This is a genomic window from Paraburkholderia sp. SIMBA_030 (assembly GCF_046535245.1).
Lineage (GTDB): Bacteria > Pseudomonadota > Gammaproteobacteria > Burkholderiales > Burkholderiaceae > Paraburkholderia.
Window position 1 is genome coordinate 38,310 of the sequence record NZ_JAWRXB010000033.1, and the last position, 16,074, is coordinate 54,383.

Consider the following 16,074-nt stretch of genomic DNA (forward strand, 5'->3'; position numbering starts at 1 on the left):
ACGCCAAACGTGTTTGTCCGGATGATGCGCGTAGGCAGCAACTGCCGCGATCGACGCAGGTAGTCGAGCAGGTTACTGTGCTGACTCGCCGGGCGAGAGGTTCATGACCCATTTGCAGTCGAGCAATTGCCGCCATTCGGTTGCCGTTTCCAGCGGGTGCCCCCGCCGGCATGCCACGCTCGTTTCGAGCGTCTGCAGCGGTTCGAAATCGAACTCGCCGCTGACCTCGTCTTCGGCGGGCGCCGCGACCGCGAAATCGATCGACCCATCGCACAGTGCGTGGAGCACGTGGGGCATCAGGCCGTCCTCGAAGGTGAACTCCGCGAGGGGCATGCTTTTGCGAAAGCGTTCGATGACGTCGGGCAGCACCCCCAGGAACACCATCGGCGTGACCGCCGCCGATACGTGGCCACGCTTGCCGCCGGACCGTCCGCTGATGCTGATCGGCCACGATGTCCACTCGGGTTACGTGAACAGCGCCGCACTGCGTGCGCCGTGCGCGTGCCGGCCAGCCGAACGCGCCGGTGTTTCTCCCGGAGCAGCGCGTCAACCTCGACGTGATGATGCAGGCGTACACCGATCATTCCGCATTCAGCCTGCGTTTCGACGATCGGGCCGGGCACATCGCACCCGGCCGCCCCGCGTCGCTCGCGGTGCTGTCAGATTACCTGCGCGCGGTGACATCGCATCGGCTGGCGGAGGTGGCGGTGGAACTGACGCTGTTCGAAGGGGAGGCCGTGTATGGCGGTCTCGATTGAAGGCAGCGTCATTGAGACCGGATGTGTTTCCTGCCGTCACGGTGCCACTGGTCTTCTGGAACGCGGGCCGCAGAGCGGATAGGTCGTCAAGGGCGAGATCCAAACGCACATGTTGCGTTTGGCATGCGCGTGGCCCGTGGAGCAAATGCGCTCCCCAAAAAGGAGATTACTGGCCAAATACCTTCTGAACCACGATCTGATTCTTGACCGATGTCACGCCTGGCACCGCTTTAGCCACCGCGGCCGCTGTGTCGATCTGGGACGCTGCCGGCACGGTTCCGTAAAGAGTGACCGCACCGCCTTTCGCTCGCACGCTGATGTTTGAGGCGTTGACGCTCTTGTCTTTGGCAATCGCCGTGCGAACCTGTTTGGCGAGCTCGCGATTCGCTCGTTTAGCGGCTTTGGCATCGACTCCAACCGATGCCGCTTTGGCGGATCCGGTCGAAGCAACGCCTGTCTGGCCGGACTGCGCCCACGCGCCGATAGTCACCAGGGCGAACATTCCGGCAACTGCCAACCCGAGTACAGTTGTTTTTTTCATCGATTTTCTCCAGTTTATTTGATTAAAAGACATCCCCGTGGGATTGTTCATTCACTCTATGACTGCTGGCCGGGCACCCACGCTGCGCGTTATGTCCTCCCGGTGCGGCAAGTCAAGTCCGCCATGGGCTGGGCGACATGCCTGACTGAGCGTGGGAAGGCACGTATGGCTCCCTGTTGAGCGTGGGCATCAGGTGTTCGGAAGCTGACACTCGATTTCGGCAACAACCCCGCTATCAGCCGCTCGCACCGGGAAAGTCGTCAGGCACAAGCTACCGGCCCCGTGCGTACAGCCTGTCGTCAGATCGAAGCGCAAACCGTGTGCTGGGCAACGCAATAGGTGGCCATCAAGTTGGCCGCTTGCCAGCGACGCGCCGTTGTGGGGGCAACAATTGTCGATCGCGTAAACGGCACCGTCGATATTGAAGACGACGATGCTGCGACCGTCGACGAAAACAATCTTGCGCTTCCCGGGGGACAACTCATCGGCAGGATCGATCGGGATAAGGTGTGACAGTTCGTTCTCCTTCAATCTCGTTGTGCCCACACGCCATGAAGCGAATGTTTTGACTGGCCAGGTTCGCTCCTCAGCTGAGTTCGTCGATGAATTCCACAGCGCGCGGCCACTCACCGTACCCCGAGGCGGGGTTCAGATGACCGACAGCGCCGACGTCGACCAAACGGCTGCCCCAGGCGCTCGCCAGTTGTGTGACCACATCGATCCGCGCGAGGGGATCGTTCGTGCTGGCCGCCACGATGCTCGGAAACGGTAGTCGGGTTCGTGGCGTGGGCAGCCAGCCGTTCTGACGCAACGCATCCAGCGTCGGATAGCCGTCCGGCAGCGGCGTTTCGAAATCCGGCGGCGCCGCGAGCAGCGCGCCCTTGATTTCACGCTGGTGATGCTGCGCCCAGTGCACGGTGATCATCACCCCGGCACTGTGCGACACCAGCACCACGGGACCGGTGATGCTGGCGAGTGCCTGGTCGAGCGCGTCGATCCTCGCCGCGCAACTCAGCTTGTCTTGTTCCAACGGCGGCACCACGCGTGCATTTGGCAGCTTGCGTGAAAGAATCGTTTGCCAGTGATCTTCGACGTGATCCCGGAGACCGGGAACGATCAAGATGGTAGGTGGCAAAGAGGCGGTCATCGGCTGGGTTCCGTGAAAAATATCAATTAGGTATGGCCGAGCCGCGCGCTTCGTTCAGGCGGCGCAGGTCCTTCGCGTAGGACCGCTTGCCCGCGAAGAATGCGACCGCGCCGACAAGGGGGATAACGGGAATGATCTGCAAGGTGCCGAGCAGGCCGATTCTGTCCGCGATCATCCCGGTCAGGACGGCGGCCGGTGCCAGACCCAGCAGGTTATTGGCCAGCGTCAGCGTCGCAAAAGCGGAGGCATGGATGGATGAAGGCGTAAGGTTTGCGACCATCGCACCGGAAGGTCCGGATGCGCCTGCGCTGACAAACATGCCGACGCCGATCAACACAAGTTGCAACGGGCCCGCATGTAACCTGAAGGCGATTCCCAGCACTGCGAACGACACCAGGCAATAGACAATCGCAGTGAGCCACTTTCTGACCGGGAACGCTTTGCTGATCCGGTCAGTCAGCATGCCGCAAGCGACCATTCCGACACCCGTTAGCAGAACGAATCCAGACGCGGCGACCGCGGCGCTGCCGGGCGCCATCGCGTAATAGCGGTTCAGGAAACTGGGCATCCAGGCAAACAGGGCGGCGGGAACGAACAGGTGCAATCCACTGCCGACGTATGCGCAAACCACGGATCTGGAAGCAAAGAGTCCCTGCATCAGCAACCGGAAGCTCAGGCGTACGCCAGGTCTGCACGGCGCCTCGACGCTGACTTCCGCCCGCAGCCGCGCCAGCCGCTTTTCCGTGACGACGATGCGATAGACGATGACGAGCAGAAGGCCGAAGGTTGCGATCAAGCCGAAAGACCAGCGCCACCCGAGGTGGGCTGCGATGCTGCCGCCTAATGCCATGCCGAGGACGGAGCCGAACGCGCCGCCCGCCATGAATGCGCCAGTCAGTGTCGAGCGCAGGTGAGACGGGAATATGCTCAGGACCAGCGCCACACCCACGCTTCCATAGGCGGCTTCGCCCAGGCCGACGAACGCACGCGCCACGAGCATTTCACCGTAGTTCGTCGAAATGGCGCAGCCGAGCGTGGCAAGACTCCAGAGCCCCGCCATCAGCGCGATGCTGTTCGTGCGCCCCCAGCGGTCGGCGAGCACCGACAGGGGGAACGTCAGGATTCCAACCATCAGCGCAACGACGCTGCTGAGCGAGCCCAATTGCGTATCCGACAAATCCCATGCCGCCTTGAGCAAAGGAAAGACCGCATTCAGAACCTGCCGTGACATGTAGTCCGACAGCAACAGCCCGAGTGTCAGCGCAAACACGGTCCACGCATACGTGCGAGAGATCGCCGGGGCAGCGTGAATGTTGCCGGGTTCGAGCTTGATATCGTGAAAGTACAAGATTGTCTCCTCCAATGCTCGCCGACGTGGTTCTCTCGTGCCCATCTCTGCGCACCGGACCTTTTTTAGGGCTGGGCATCGCGCGACGCCCAGCCTTCGCCATTGAACAGTCAATGTTGGTGCGGGTGCCGGAAGGCCACACCTCGCATGATGTTGCGCCTTCAGGCAACCTGCAGCGGCGCTTTTTTCGCGGCACTACGGCGGTTTGGCGTCATGCCGTTGGCGTTCAGCGTCTCGTCGATATCCTTGTATTGCACGCCGATCCGGTAAATCTCGCGCGCTTCCTTGCCCGATGCGATCTCCCGGCCCAACTCGCGCGCGACACGCACGGTCTGTTCGATCTGCTGTACCGACGTCACGCGCTTGCCGTGCTGGTCGATGATCGTGTCCTCGATGCCGCACCTCGGATGCATGCCCATGGCGAGCGCCATGGTGTTGAACGGCAACACGTTCTTCAACAGGGACTCGGCGGTCAGCGTGCAGCCATTCGGCGCGCGGTGAATGAAATTGAAGAAGTTGAACGGGTTGGGGCCGTCGAAGCCGCCGCCGATGCCGATCCAGGTCAGATTCAGCGGCCCCTTGTACACACCTCGCCGGACCAGGCGCTCCAGCGTTTCCAGTGCATGAATGCCGGTCAGCTGGAAATGCGGCTGAATGTTCGCGGCCTGCAGGCGCCTGAGGTGCTCTTCCACCCACGCCGGGCCCGCGGGCACGGTCATTTCGCTATAGGCCGCCTTCAAGGCTTCGCTAGCCAGCGAGGTGCCCTCCAGATACTCCGGATACAGCAGCTCCATGATGTTCATCTGCGTGGTATTGATCGCGACGGTCACCTGGTCGGGCTTCGGTTCGAGTTCGGCCAGCATGTGACGCGTGTCGTCGGAAAGCCACTTGGCGGCCTGGCCGTCGTCTTCCGGTGCGAACGAGATCGAGCCGCCCACCTGGATGATCATGTCGGGCACGCTGGCGCGCACACCCGCGATCAGTTCGTTGAACTTCGAGAGCCGCTTCGACCCCTTGCCGTCGAGTTCGCGCACATGCAGGTGCAGTACCGTCGCGCCGGCTTCGTAACAGTCGACGGCTTTCTGGATCTGCTCTTCCATGGTGACCGGAATGTCTTCGGGGAAGTCGGCCGGCATCCATTCGGGCCCATACGGCGCGACCGTGATGACTACTTTTTCCATGTTTTCGGGGTGCAACGAGTCGTCGAGAAATTGCATTTTTTCCTCTGTTTCAGTGGGGTTGACGCGAGACGGCGCGGCCGTCGGGGTGAGCGATCAGAAGGGCACGTCGCCGATGATTCCTGCGCGGTCCATCTTGCGGTGGCAAGGCGGGTAATCCATCACCGCATAGTGCTGCGTGCTGCGGTTGTCCCAGATCGCGATGCTGTTTTTCTGCCAGCGCCAGCGCACCTGGTGCTCGGGAATCTGCGCCTGGCTGATCAGGTAATTGAGCAGCAGGCTGGCCCCGGGATTGGCGTCCTGGCCGAAGCGAACGCGCTCCGGCGTGTGATAGTTCGTGAAGTGCGTCGTGAACCCATTGACGAACAGCACTTTCTCGCCGGTCTCAGGGTGGGTGCGGACCACCGGATGTTCGGCGTCTGGATATTGCGCTTTCAGCGCCAGCCGCTTTTCGATCGGCATGGCCGCGCCGAAGCTTGCCTCGATGCTGTGGCGCGCGCGCAAATCGGCGATCTGCGTCTTCACGTGCGGCGGCAGGTTTTCATACGCCAACACCATGTTCGCCCACATCGTGTCGCCGCCGACGGGCGGGCATTCCACGCAGCGCAAGACGCACCCGAACGGTGGCGCGACGCGCCACGTCGCGTCGGAATGCCACGCGTTTTCATAGCGGTCATTGGGCTGGTCGGGCGTCTTGTAGATGCGCACGAGCCCCGGATTGTCAGGGTCGCTGCCCGCAACCGGATGATCCTCGAGTTCGCCGAAGCGCTGCGCGAAGGCAACGTGTTCGCCCCGGGTGATGTCCTGATCGCGCAGGAACACGACGCGGTGCTTCAGCAGCGCCGCGCGGATTGCCGCGAACAGTCCATCGTCGTGAATCGCGTCGGCGAGACGAACGCCGACCAGTTCCGCGCCGATACTGCAGGTAAGGGGTTCGATCCGCATGGTTCTTTCCTCAGACGAACAGGACAGACGAGCCGGTCGTCCGGCGCGATTCCAGGTCGCGATGGGCCTGGGCGGCATCCTGCAACGCGTAGCGCTGATTGATCTCGATCTTGATGCGGCCAGCGGCGACGTGGCCGAACAGTTCGCCGGCCAGCGCGTCTTTTTCGGCCGGATCGGCAATGTAGTCGGCAAGCGCCGGGCGGGTCAGATAGAGCGACCCCTTCATCGCAAGCAGTTGCGGGTTGAACGGCGGAATCGGTCCGGAGGCGGTGCCGACACAGACCATCAGGCCGCGCCGCCGTAGCGAATCGAGCGAAGCGTCGAAGGTGTCCTTGCCGACGCTGTCGAACACGACATTGACGCCGGCGCCTTCGGTCAGTTCGCGCACGCGTTTCGCGACGTCCTCGCGGCTGTAGTCGATCGTGTGGTCGCAGCCATGCGCGCGGGCGACCGCTGCCTTGTTTTCGTTCGAGACGGTGCCGATCACGGTCAGGCCCAGCAGTTTCGCCCACTGCGACACGATCAGTCCGACGCCGCCGGCCGCGGCGTGCAGCAGGATGCTGTCGCCGGGCTGGAAGGCGTGGATGCGGCGCAGCAGATAGGCGGACGTGAGGCCGCGCATCGTCATCGCGGCGGCGGTCTCGCACGAGATGCCGTCGGGCAGCCGGATCAGCGGCGCCGCCGCGATCAGCCGCTCGCTGCTGTAAGCGCCGAGCGTGTTGAGAAAGCCGGTGTAGGTGACGCGCTCGCCCACGGCGACGTTAGTCACGTCCGGACCGATTGCCTCGACGACGCCCGCTGCTTCGACACCCATGCCGGCAGGCAGCGGCATCGGGTACAGGCCGCTGCGGAAGTAGGTGTCGGCGAAATTGAGCCCGACTGCTTCATGGCGCAGGCGGACCTGGCCGGGGCCCGGATCGCCCACGACTACCTCTTCCCAGCGCAACACTTCGGGGCCGCCGGTTTCGTACATTCGTATTGCATGTGCCATTCATGTCTCCAGTCTTTTGTGAGGGCTTTCAGTCCCGCTTTCTTTACACCGTCGAGCTACGCGGCGATTCATCGACGCACCGGGCGCCAAACGCCTGCGCCAGCGCGTTCCAGTCCGTGTCGCTCAAATAGCGCCGCGCGGCGGGCAACACAACGCCTTCCTTGCGGCCCATATTCTCCCAGGTGAATTGCGCGCACGCGTGCAGACGCGCTTCGAGCGGCACGCCGGTCGCTGCGGATTCGTCATCGCGTGCAATTAGCTGGGCCAATTCGTCGAACATCTGGATGGCACGTTGATGCTGCCGTTCCAGTTCGTCAAGTTCCGCATCGACTGCGGATGTGCGTGCGCGCAGTCGCGCAAAAAGGGCTTCTGTCATCGCGCGATGCTTCGGCCTCTGCAGTTCGCTCAGGCGGCTCGCGATCCCGTGCAGCGATGCGGCCTCGCGATGCCGGTCCGACCCGCGGGCCATCCGCGCGGCGCGTAGCGCGGCATGCAGGTGTGCGGCGATCGTGCGTTGCCCGGCTAGCAGAATGCCGATCGCCTGCACGACTGCCGGGCGGGAATCGATCGCGCAGGTCAGCACCGCGATGCCGCCGCCGTCGACCGTCGCCGTGCCGTGCTCCGGTGTCCCGCTCGACGGCGTCAACCGCCGCGGGGCGACGCAGATCAGATCGCAGCCGTGCGCACGCGCGACCTCGGCAAGCGGAGGCGGTGCCGCATCCACGCCGGGTACGGCCAGCGAGCACGGTACGCCCTGCGCGCGCGCCGCTGCTTCGGCCCGAGCGAGCAGTTCCCATGTCTCCTCGTCGTCGGCCGGCTGCGCGCGTCCGTCAGCTCCTGCTGCCGGGCCCGATGCCGTGAGTCCGGCCGGCAGCGGGCAGAATGTGATGCGCGCGCCGATCGATTGGGCGAATTCGACCGCCTGGCCGAGCGCTTCGATAGACGCATCGGCGCCGTCGACTGGAACGAGAAGGTGACGGTACATGAGATGGATTGCTCACCGATAGGCTTTGTAGGCCGGGCGTATCGGCGTGTGAAATTGGAACCTTTCCCATGCCGCATGCCCGTTGAACCATAGCGTAGTGCGTCGGCGCGTCGTGCGCCCCTCCCGGCAAGGGAGGGGCTTGACGCACGCAAACAATCCCCCCCATCCTGTAACCGTACTGTCGGCAAAAGCATCCCGCACCTGCCGCCCCGGAACGTCGTCCAACCGCGCCAGATGTCCTCCACTTCCTTCGGCAATGAACCCGCTACGACAGAAATCGTCCTGAAGACGATCGCGCCGCGCGCACCGCTCCATCTGCTGACGCGTTCGCGCCTGAGCGCGGTGGGACCGTCGTTCAACGACCAGCCGATCGTGCTCGTGCAAGCGCCTGCCGGCTATGGCAAGACCTCGCTGCTCACGCAGTGGCGGCGCGAGCATCTGGCAGCCGGCGCCGCCGTGGCATGGCTGCTTGCCGACGAGCGCGACGACGCCGAACACATTCTGCCTGGCCTCGTCCACGCGATGCGCACCGCGTGCGCGCGGCCTGGCTTCGGCCGCCTTTTGCTCGACGGCGCGACTGCGGTGGCGGGCAACCTGGACGGCGCGACTGCGTGGCTTGCCGAAGTGGCGCGGCTGTCGCTCGACGTCGTGCTATTCATCGACGACGCCGACCGGATGCCGGCCGACGGCGCCGAGGTGCTCGCGTACGTGCTGCACAATGCGCCGCCGAACCTGCGGGTCATCGTCGCCGCGCGCGGCGGCCTCGAAGTGGCATTCGGCGATCTGCTCGCCTATGGACAGGCGATGCTGGTGGGTCCCGAGGCGCTGCGCTTTCGCCTCGACGAGACAATCGCGCTGATCGGCAACCGCTTCGGCCCGCGCATCGACGCGGATGCCTGCGCGCGGCTCTTCGAAGCCACCGACGGCTGGCCGCTCGGCCTGCAACTCGCGCTTGCCGCGATGGCGCACGCGGCGGACCCGCGTCAGACCGTCGAATCGCTGGCGACCGGTCCGGGCAGGGCGCGCGATCAGCTCGTGGGCGCGTTGCTCGCCAAACTATCGCCCGAAGACGAGGCGTTTCTGACGCGCATCAGCGTCGTCGACATGCTGCATCCCGACCTGTGCGCGGCGCTGACCGGCGACGCCGGCGCGCCTGAGCGGCTGCTGAGTCTCGTGCGGCAAACCCCGGTGTTCATCACGTCCGAGGACGGCCCGTGGTGCCGCTTGCACATGCTCGTGCGCGACGTGCTGCGCGAGCGGTTGCAGGCACTTGACGCCGACGCGCAGACCACGCTTCATACGCGAGCGATGACGTGGCTCGCGGCTCAAGGGATGTTGCAGGAGGCCGCACATCATGCGCTCGCGGCGGGACAGCACCAGACGGCCTATGAGTTGGCGGACCGTTGGCTGCACGATGCAGTCAAGCAGGGACATCTGGGCACCGTGCTCGACTGGCTCGACCGGCTGCCGGAATCGGAACTGGAGCGGCGGCCGCGTCTGCGGCTCGCCGCGGCCTGGGCGCTCGCACTTGGGCAGCGGCACGAGGAAGCCCGCTGCCAGGTCGAGCGCGTTCTCGCGGCGCCGGGCGTCGATACGGAGTTGCGCTACGAGTGCGCGCTGATCCTGAGCGCGGCCGCTTATTACGCAGATGAACCTGACCGTTTTGTCGAGCTGTTCGAGCCGTGGGCGGACCATCCGCCAGACGGCGCATCATGGCTTGCGCAGATCCACGCCAACCGTCTGTCGGCGCGCTCGGTCCTGTTTGGCGAACCGGCTCAGGCGCGACGATTTCAGCAGCGCGTGCCGCGCGGCGAAGTGGGCAAGGGGCACGGCTACGTGGCGCGCTGGGGCGATCACATCGTTGGCTTGAGCTATTTGCGGGAAGGCCAGTTGCGTCTCGCCGAAGAGGTCGTGATGCCGGCGCTGACGAGCGCCGAAGCCGATCTGGGCCGGCGGCATCCGCTTACCTGCATGTTCGCGGCGATCTGCGCGGCGCTCAGCTACGAGGCCGATCGGGTCGACAAGGCGGCCGCGCTGCTGGCGAACCGGCTGGACGTGCTGGAGCGCGGCGGCACGCCCGAGACCGTGATGCTGGCCTATTGCACCGCCGCGCGCATCGCCGGCGTGCGCGGCAGCGAGCATCGCGCGCTCGACCTGCTCGAAGCGCTGCACGCGATGGGCCTCGCGCGACGGCTGCCACGCCTGTGCATCGCGAGTATCGCCGAGCAGGTGCGTATTCACGCGAGCCGTTATCGCGCGCAGACATGCGACGCGCTGGTGCGTAGCATCGACGGGATCATGGCTGACCCAGCAACACCGCAAGGGCCTTTGTGGCAAAGCTCGGTCGCTCTGCTGCAGGTGCTCGCGCGTGCGCGCGCCGATCTGGCGGCCCGGCGCGACGACAGCGCGTTGCGCACGCTCGCCGACGCGGCGGAACTCGCGCAGGCGCAAAGGCTCGGTGTGCCACGGATCGAGTTGATGGCGCTGCGCGCGTTCGCGCTCGAACAGACGGGTGCGAACGGCCGGCCCCTGCTGCGCGAGGCGATGAACCTCGCGCAGACCTACGATCTGACGCGTACGCTGGCTGACGCGCATCCGGCACTGGCGGATTGGGCGAGACGGGTGAGCGCCGAGCAGGCCGATTCCGCCGACGCCGCTCACGCGATCGCCGTGCCGCGCATTGCACGGCCGCCTGCCTTGCGCGGCACCGGCAGTCCACGCGCGGTGCCGAGCGTCGTGCTGACGCCGAAGGAGCGCGAAATCCTCGAACTGCTCGCGCGCAACCTGTCGAATAAGGAAATCGCCGTGGCCGCGACGGTCGGCGAGGGCACGGTGAAGTGGCACCTGAAGAACCTGTTCGGCAAGCTCGACGCCAGCTCGCGCAAGCATGCGGTGCGTCGCGCGCTCGTACTCGGCCTGCTCGAAGAGGGCTGACGGGCCTTCAGGCGGCAGGTGCCGCGCACCGGTGCCGGTGCACGCCTGCCGTGCCGGCCATCACTGAGTGTTTTCCATACCCCTCCCGCTGCGGGAGGGGTTCGCACGCGGGGCCTTGCGTATTCTTGCCTGCACTAACCGGCACGATGCCGCCACGATTCCCGGTGCAGGAGAGCATTTCCGTGCAACAGTTCGATCCGTCCGACCCGCTCATCACACCCACGCCGTCGGCCTATGGCTATCCGCTGCTCGTCAGGCAGTTGCTGGTGAATGCACTTGCCGTATCGGCGGAACAGGAGATCGTCTATCGCGGCGAGCGGCGCCACACGTTCGCCGGGCTGAACCGGCGCATCGGCCGCCTTGCCAATGCGCTCGCTTCGCTCGGTGTGCGGCATGGGTCGACCGTGGCGATCATGGATTGGGACAGCCATCGCTATCTCGAAGGATATTTCGCTATCCCGATGATGGGTGCCACGATGTTCACGGTCAACGTGCGCACGTCCGCGCAGCAGATCGCGTACGCGCTGAACGATGCGAATGCGCAAGTGCTGATCGTGCACACGGATTTTCTGCCGCTCGTCGAGCAGATTCGCAGTGAACTTCGCGGTGTGCGCGAAGTGATCGTCGCCGCCGACGGCGACGCGCACGACGTGCCGTCGATCCCGTTCGCCGGAGAATACGAACAGCTGCTCGCGGCCGCCGCCGAGCACTTCCCGTTTGAGGACTTCGACGAGAATACTCGCGCGGCGCTCTTCTACACCACCGGTACAACGGGCGATCCGAAGGGCGTGTTCTACAGCCACCGGCAGATCGTGCTGCATGCGCTGGCGACGGCAGCCACGTTGTGCTCGCCTCGCGAGGGGCAGCGGCTGCACCGTGAAGACGTCTACATGCCGATCACGCCGATGTTCCACGTGCTCGCGTGGGGGATGCCCTATATCGCCGTGCTGCTCGGCCTGAAGATCGTGCTGCCCGGCCGCTATCAGCCCGACACGCTGCTGAAGCTGAAAGCGAACGAGAAGGTGACGTTTTCGCACTGCGTGCCCACCTTGCTGCAGATGCTGCTCGACGCCTCTTTGCGCGACGGACAGAACCTCTCCGGCTGGAAGATGATCATCGGCGGCTCGGCGCTGTCGCCAACGCTGTGCCGGGCGGCACTGGCGCGCGGCATCGATGTGTTTTCCGGCTATGGGATGTCCGAGACCGGGCCGGTGGTCGCCCTTTCGCAGAGCGCGCCGGGCGCGGCGCCGGCCAGCATCGACGAAGACGTTCGCCGGCGCTGCATGGCCGGACGGCCGGTGCCGATGGTCGAGCTGCGCGTGGTCGACGCCGACATGCACGATGTTGCGCGCGACGGCTGCAGCCAGGGGGAGATCGTATTGCGCGCGCCGTTCCTCACGCAGGGATATCACGGCAAGCCGCACGCTTCGGAAGCGCTGTGGGCGAGCGGCTATCTGCACACGCAGGATGTTGCCGTGCTCACGCACGATGGCTACGTACAGATCGTCGATCGCATGAAGGACGTCATCAAGACCGGCGGCGAATGGGTGTCGTCGATCGAGGTCGAGGGGCTGATCAATGCGATTGCGGGTGTGCGCGAAAGCGCGGTGGTCGGCGTGAGGGACGACAGGTGGGGCGAGCGTCCCCAGGCTTTCATCGTGTGCGAGCCGGATGCGTCGTTGACCGGCAGCGAGGTCCGCTCGCATCTGCTCGCGCTCGCGGAGGCGAACCGGATCAGCCGCTATGCGGTGCCCGACGCCGCGCGCATCGCGTTTGTCGAGGAGATCCCAAAGACGAGCGTCGGCAAAATCGACAAGAAGGTGCTGCGCCAACGATTCGACTGATTGCAATGCTGGACCCCGCCGTTCTCGCGCGGCGGTAACGATAAAACAATGGAGACACAATGAAGATGAAACTGACCGCAGCCGCCACGCTGCTCATATGGACAGGCGTCGCACATGCCCAATCGTCGGTGACGCTCTATGGCATCGTCGATTCGGGCATCCTGTACCAAAGCAGTTCAGCGGCGACGTTCTCGGCGAAAGCGCCGAACACCGGCAAGGTGTTCCGCTTCAAGGACGGCGGCATCTACTCGAGTATCTGGGGCATCCGGGGCAGCGAGGATATCGGCGGCGGCTACAAGGTCAACTTCAGACTGCAGGGCTCGTTCGACACCGGGACGGGCAAATCCGGCCTTTCCGACACACCCGGCGCCGCCGCGGCGTTCAATCAGTTCACGACGATTGGTGTTTCGGGGCCGGTCGGCACCTTCACCGCGGGCCGCCAGATCGTGCCGATGATCTATGCCATGGCCGATACCGACGTGCGCTCGGCCCAGTATTTCGGCAGCATTCTGACCGCGTGGCTCGGCCTGAACCAGGCGGCCGGCTGGCCGGGCACCAGCACGAATGCGCCGATCGGCGCGCTCTATGACAGTAACGCGCTGGTGTACCAGTCGCCGGTTTTCGGCGGCGTATCGCTTGGACTGGAATACTCACCCGGCGGCGTAGCCGGTCAATGGCAGGGTGGCACGCGCGAGTCGGCGGTCCTCAAATACGCGAACTACGGACTCAATCTGGCTGCTGTCTACTACAACGGGCATGACACCAACCCCGCGCCGGGCGCGCCGCTCACGGGCGTCGACAACAACCGCTTTGTCTATCTCGGCGCGCTCTATTCAATCGCCGGTTTTTCGTTTTCCGCTTCCTATGCGAACGGCAGGAATCCTGCCCATTCGAACCAGGTCAACCTGGACATGTATTCTGCGGGACTCGGCTATCGCTTCTCGCCTGCGTTCAAGGTGACCTCCGGTGTTTACTACCTGAAGGACAAGAACCATTCGTCGAACAAGTCGACCGAGATCGCGATCGGCGCCGAATACAACGTCTCGAAGCGCACGCTGGCTTACGCGCAGGTCGGCCACGTCAACAACCAGGGCGGCATGAACCAGACGATCGTCTACGGGCAGCCGGTTGCGCCGGGCATTTCGACCACGGCGGTCATGGTCGGTCTGCGCCACAACTTCTGAGTGGACCGGTAGACCGGCCGGCGTCGTCCGGCTGATGGTTAGAAGCCGCGCGGGGTCACGAGATCGGCGGCGCGAAGATGCCCGCGTGGCTCGAACGGAATTTTCAGCCACGCAAACAGGCTCATGTCGTGATAGCCGGGCGAGGCGCGGTAGCCCACGCCCGCGCCGGCGATCACATGTGGCGAAACGAGTCCGGCAACGGTCGTGGTGTCCTCGCCGAACGCCCCCGACGCGCGGCCGGTGTAGAGCTCGCGTGTCGCATAGCCGGCACGGCCACCGGTCTTGAAGAGGAACCGGCCGCCCTCGTCCGACTGGGCGTAGAAGACGAGTCCCGCCTCACGGTTCGATTTGGGACTCCAGTAGCCCGCGTAGGGACCGTCATACCGATTGGCGTCGTAACGGTATGAGCCGATGCGTATCTCCGGTCCGGCATTGAGCCAGCTCCAGCCTTTGGCGCGGAAGTCTCGCGTGAACGAGAGGCTCGCGGCGTAGAACGGGTTGACCGCCGTTCCGCTCGCGGTGACAGCGCCGCCGGAGAGCGTTTCACCCACATGGAATGCGCTGCTGCCGATCGCCTCGCGCGCGGCGATTTCGAGCGAGGACGATGTGGCCGGCCCCGGTCCCGAGGGCACCCCCTCGAAGGCACGAAGCGAATCGTAGATGCCGTCGCGGCTGGCGGTGATTCGGACGAATTCGTCCTCGCGCTCGGCGATTTGCTGATACTGGATTTTGCCGAACACCTGCGTCGGGCCTTCACCCGGCGCTTCGACTGTTGCGCCCGCGGTCAGCACCCCTTGTCCGAGCTCGCTCCTGAGCGTGCCGCCCAGCAGCTTGCCCCACGCGTGTTGCTGTCCGTTGTCGAGCCGTAGGGCCGCGCCCTCGATTCGCACGGACAACGACGGCGTCGGCAACAACGTGACCGACAGCTGCGGTACGGTCCAGACGGTCAGCTTGTCCTGCCCCGCCGTGCCGGATTTCCGGTCGACGGTAAACAGCGATTGCAGCGCCGGTTCCTGTCCCTCGGAAGGATGTCCCGTCAGGGCACGCGCCTGATCGTACAGGCCACGGCGTTCATCGTGCTCCGCCAGCGTCTGGCGGGCGAGCGGAGGGGTGCCCGGGGCGTTGTTGCCCACGAGCGTACCAAGCATCCGGTAGTCGCGGTTTGCGGCGGAAGCAAACGCGAGGCCCTGCAAATATTCTTCGTTGCCGGGCGCTTCCTGATGGAGCTTCGCAAAGATTTGCTCGGCTTGCTGCGGGCGCTGGGTGTTGAGCAAGGCCCATCCGGCAAGCGCACGTGTCGCCGGATCGGTCGCGCCGCCCGTCTCATCGACGAGCTTGAGCGCGGCGTCGACCTGCGCCGGGTCGCCCGAGTCCTTGGAGCGGGCAAGCGCGATGGCGGCGTGTAGACGCTTGCCGTCCGGCGTTGCCAGCTCGCGCGATTCGACTTCCGCTTCCGCGAGCCGTTGCTGGTGCATGAGCGACAGCGTGAGCCCAAGCCGTGCCGATGCCGGATCTTTAGCGCTCTGCGAGGCTTCGCGAAATAGATGCTCTGCGGCCTTGTCGTCATAGGCGCGGTCTTCGAGCCAGCCCGACACTTCCAGCGCCGAGGCGTCGAGCTGCACGGACGAATCGGCGCGCAGCGCTCGCGAGTAGGCCAGTGCGCCGGCGTAGTCGCCTGCCGTATTGTCCGAGTACATGCGTTGCAGCCGCAGGTCGGTGCGGACCGTGCGTAACGACGGTTTGTCGAACACGGGATCCGCGAGCAGGCGATCCAGCTCAGCCGCGGGCAGCGCTTTCGCGGCCTTCCAGGCCGTACCTGCGAGTTCGCCGGGATCCGCGCAGGCGCGAAGCAGTTCTAAATAGAGCGTATAGGCTTGCGGTGCGCGGCCGGCGTCGGCGAATGCTTGCGCGTGGTTCCATTTCGTTGGCAGGTTCGTACAGGCGGACGCCTCGGTTCGCGGCGCTTTTCCCGGATGCGCAGTGGCGCGGGTCTTCGGTACGGGCGGCGGTCCGGGCTTGACGGGGCTCTGCGGAACGGGCGGCTGAGCCAACTTGACTGAACCTTGCGCAGCCGGCGAATTGCCCCATACGTCCGGCCCGGACGCCGGCGTTGCGGATTCTGGGCTCGCGTTCGGCGAGGCGCCAAGCTGTGCCGCCCCTGCGAAGCCTTGCCATGAGAAGAGAATGCCGACAACTGCTGCGATGAGCGTGCGATTCAT

At 65.0% G+C, this 16,074-nt stretch carries 14 protein-coding genes and 1 pseudogene; 4 read left to right on the plus strand and 11 right to left on the minus strand.

Going from position 1 to position 16,074, the window contains the following annotated elements; all coding sequences use genetic code 11:
* Positions 1-72 precede the first annotated feature (72 nt).
* The gene (locus tag SB772_RS37040; RefSeq protein WP_410838076.1) at positions 73-369 is read right to left on the minus strand and encodes a LysR substrate-binding domain-containing protein; all 297 of its coding nucleotides are present in this window, start codon (positions 367-369) and stop codon (positions 73-75) included.
* Between the two features lie 119 nt (positions 370-488).
* Here SB772_RS37040 and SB772_RS37045 point away from each other — a divergent pair, with 119 nt between their 5' ends.
* Complete coding sequence (locus tag SB772_RS37045; protein ID WP_410838077.1) at positions 489-758, plus strand: amidohydrolase family protein; 270 nt, start codon at positions 489-491, stop codon at positions 756-758.
* Position 759: 1 nt separating this feature from the next.
* Here the strand turns inward: SB772_RS37045 and SB772_RS37050 are convergent.
* The 9 genes and pseudogenes from SB772_RS37050 to SB772_RS37090 form a co-directional block, all read right to left on the minus strand.
* Positions 760-873: pseudogene (locus SB772_RS37050) on the minus strand (hypothetical protein); the annotation flags it as partial.
* A 51-nt stretch (positions 874-924) separates the two neighbouring features.
* Positions 925-1,350, minus strand: a complete 426-nt coding sequence (locus tag SB772_RS37055) for a BON domain-containing protein (RefSeq protein WP_410838078.1) — start codon at positions 1,348-1,350, stop codon at positions 925-927.
* Between the two features lie 138 nt (positions 1,351-1,488).
* Complete coding sequence (locus tag SB772_RS37060) at positions 1,489-1,830, minus strand: Rieske (2Fe-2S) protein (RefSeq protein ID WP_410838079.1); 342 nt, start codon at positions 1,828-1,830, stop codon at positions 1,489-1,491.
* Between the two features lie 55 nt (positions 1,831-1,885).
* Positions 1,886-2,446, minus strand: coding sequence for an RBBP9/YdeN family alpha/beta hydrolase (locus tag SB772_RS37065; protein ID WP_410838080.1), 561 nt, complete (start codon positions 2,444-2,446; stop codon positions 1,886-1,888).
* 22 nt (positions 2,447-2,468) lie between these two features.
* Positions 2,469-3,794: an MFS transporter gene (locus SB772_RS37070; RefSeq protein ID WP_410838081.1), complete on the minus strand. Its 1,326-nt coding sequence runs from the start codon at positions 3,792-3,794 to the stop codon at positions 2,469-2,471.
* Between the two features lie 161 nt (positions 3,795-3,955).
* Complete coding sequence (locus SB772_RS37075) at positions 3,956-5,011, minus strand: 3-keto-5-aminohexanoate cleavage protein (protein WP_410838082.1); 1,056 nt, start codon at positions 5,009-5,011, stop codon at positions 3,956-3,958.
* A gap of 57 nt (positions 5,012-5,068) precedes the next feature.
* Positions 5,069-5,917: a TauD/TfdA dioxygenase family protein gene (locus SB772_RS37080; protein ID WP_410838083.1), complete on the minus strand. Its 849-nt coding sequence runs from the start codon at positions 5,915-5,917 to the stop codon at positions 5,069-5,071.
* Between the two features lie 10 nt (positions 5,918-5,927).
* A complete protein-coding gene (locus SB772_RS37085) occupies positions 5,928-6,908 on the minus strand; it encodes a quinone oxidoreductase family protein (RefSeq protein WP_410838084.1) in 981 nt (326 codons plus the stop codon).
* A 43-nt stretch (positions 6,909-6,951) separates the two neighbouring features.
* Positions 6,952-7,893, minus strand: a complete 942-nt coding sequence (locus SB772_RS37090) for a universal stress protein (RefSeq protein ID WP_410838085.1) — start codon at positions 7,891-7,893, stop codon at positions 6,952-6,954.
* Between the two features lie 234 nt (positions 7,894-8,127).
* On the opposite strand from SB772_RS37090, the gene SB772_RS37095 reads away from it, so the two are divergent.
* From SB772_RS37095 to SB772_RS37105, 3 genes are all read left to right on the plus strand, one after another.
* The gene (locus SB772_RS37095) at positions 8,128-10,827 is read left to right on the plus strand and encodes a LuxR C-terminal-related transcriptional regulator (protein WP_410838086.1); all 2,700 of its coding nucleotides are present in this window, start codon (positions 8,128-8,130) and stop codon (positions 10,825-10,827) included.
* Positions 10,828-11,009: 182 nt separating this feature from the next.
* Positions 11,010-12,671, plus strand: a complete 1,662-nt coding sequence (locus SB772_RS37100) for a fatty acid--CoA ligase (RefSeq protein WP_410838087.1) — start codon at positions 11,010-11,012, stop codon at positions 12,669-12,671.
* Positions 12,672-12,730: 59 nt separating this feature from the next.
* A complete protein-coding gene (locus tag SB772_RS37105; protein WP_410838088.1) occupies positions 12,731-13,855 on the plus strand; it encodes a porin in 1,125 nt (374 codons plus the stop codon).
* A 38-nt stretch (positions 13,856-13,893) separates the two neighbouring features.
* Here SB772_RS37105 and SB772_RS37110 read toward each other — a convergent pair whose 3' ends face one another.
* Positions 13,894-16,074: a hypothetical protein gene (locus SB772_RS37110; RefSeq protein ID WP_410838089.1), complete on the minus strand. Its 2,181-nt coding sequence runs from the start codon at positions 16,072-16,074 to the stop codon at positions 13,894-13,896.

Excerpts from the sequence above, each read along its gene's own strand:
- SB772_RS37055 (WP_410838078.1), bottom strand. The coding sequence starts at position 1,350 with ATGAACAATCCCACGGGGATGTCTTTTAATCAAATAAACTGGAGAAAA.
- SB772_RS37065 (WP_410838080.1), bottom strand. The coding sequence starts at position 2,446 with ATGACCGCCTCTTTGCCACCTACCATCTTGATCGTTCCCGGTCTCCGG.
- SB772_RS37075 (WP_410838082.1), bottom strand. The coding sequence starts at position 5,011 with ATGCAATTTCTCGACGACTCGTTGCACCCCGAAAACATGGAAAAAGTA.
- SB772_RS37080 (WP_410838083.1), bottom strand. The coding sequence starts at position 5,917 with ATGCGGATCGAACCCCTTACCTGCAGTATCGGCGCGGAACTGGTCGGC.
- SB772_RS37085 (WP_410838084.1), bottom strand. The coding sequence starts at position 6,908 with ATGGCACATGCAATACGAATGTACGAAACCGGCGGCCCCGAAGTGTTG.
- SB772_RS37090 (WP_410838085.1), bottom strand. The coding sequence starts at position 7,893 with ATGTACCGTCACCTTCTCGTTCCAGTCGACGGCGCCGATGCGTCTATC.
- SB772_RS37095 (WP_410838086.1), top strand. The coding sequence starts at position 8,128 with ATGTCCTCCACTTCCTTCGGCAATGAACCCGCTACGACAGAAATCGTC.
- SB772_RS37105 (WP_410838088.1), top strand. The coding sequence starts at position 12,731 with ATGAAGATGAAACTGACCGCAGCCGCCACGCTGCTCATATGGACAGGC.
- SB772_RS37110 (WP_410838089.1), bottom strand. The coding sequence starts at position 16,074 with ATGAATCGCACGCTCATCGCAGCAGTTGTCGGCATTCTCTTCTCATGG.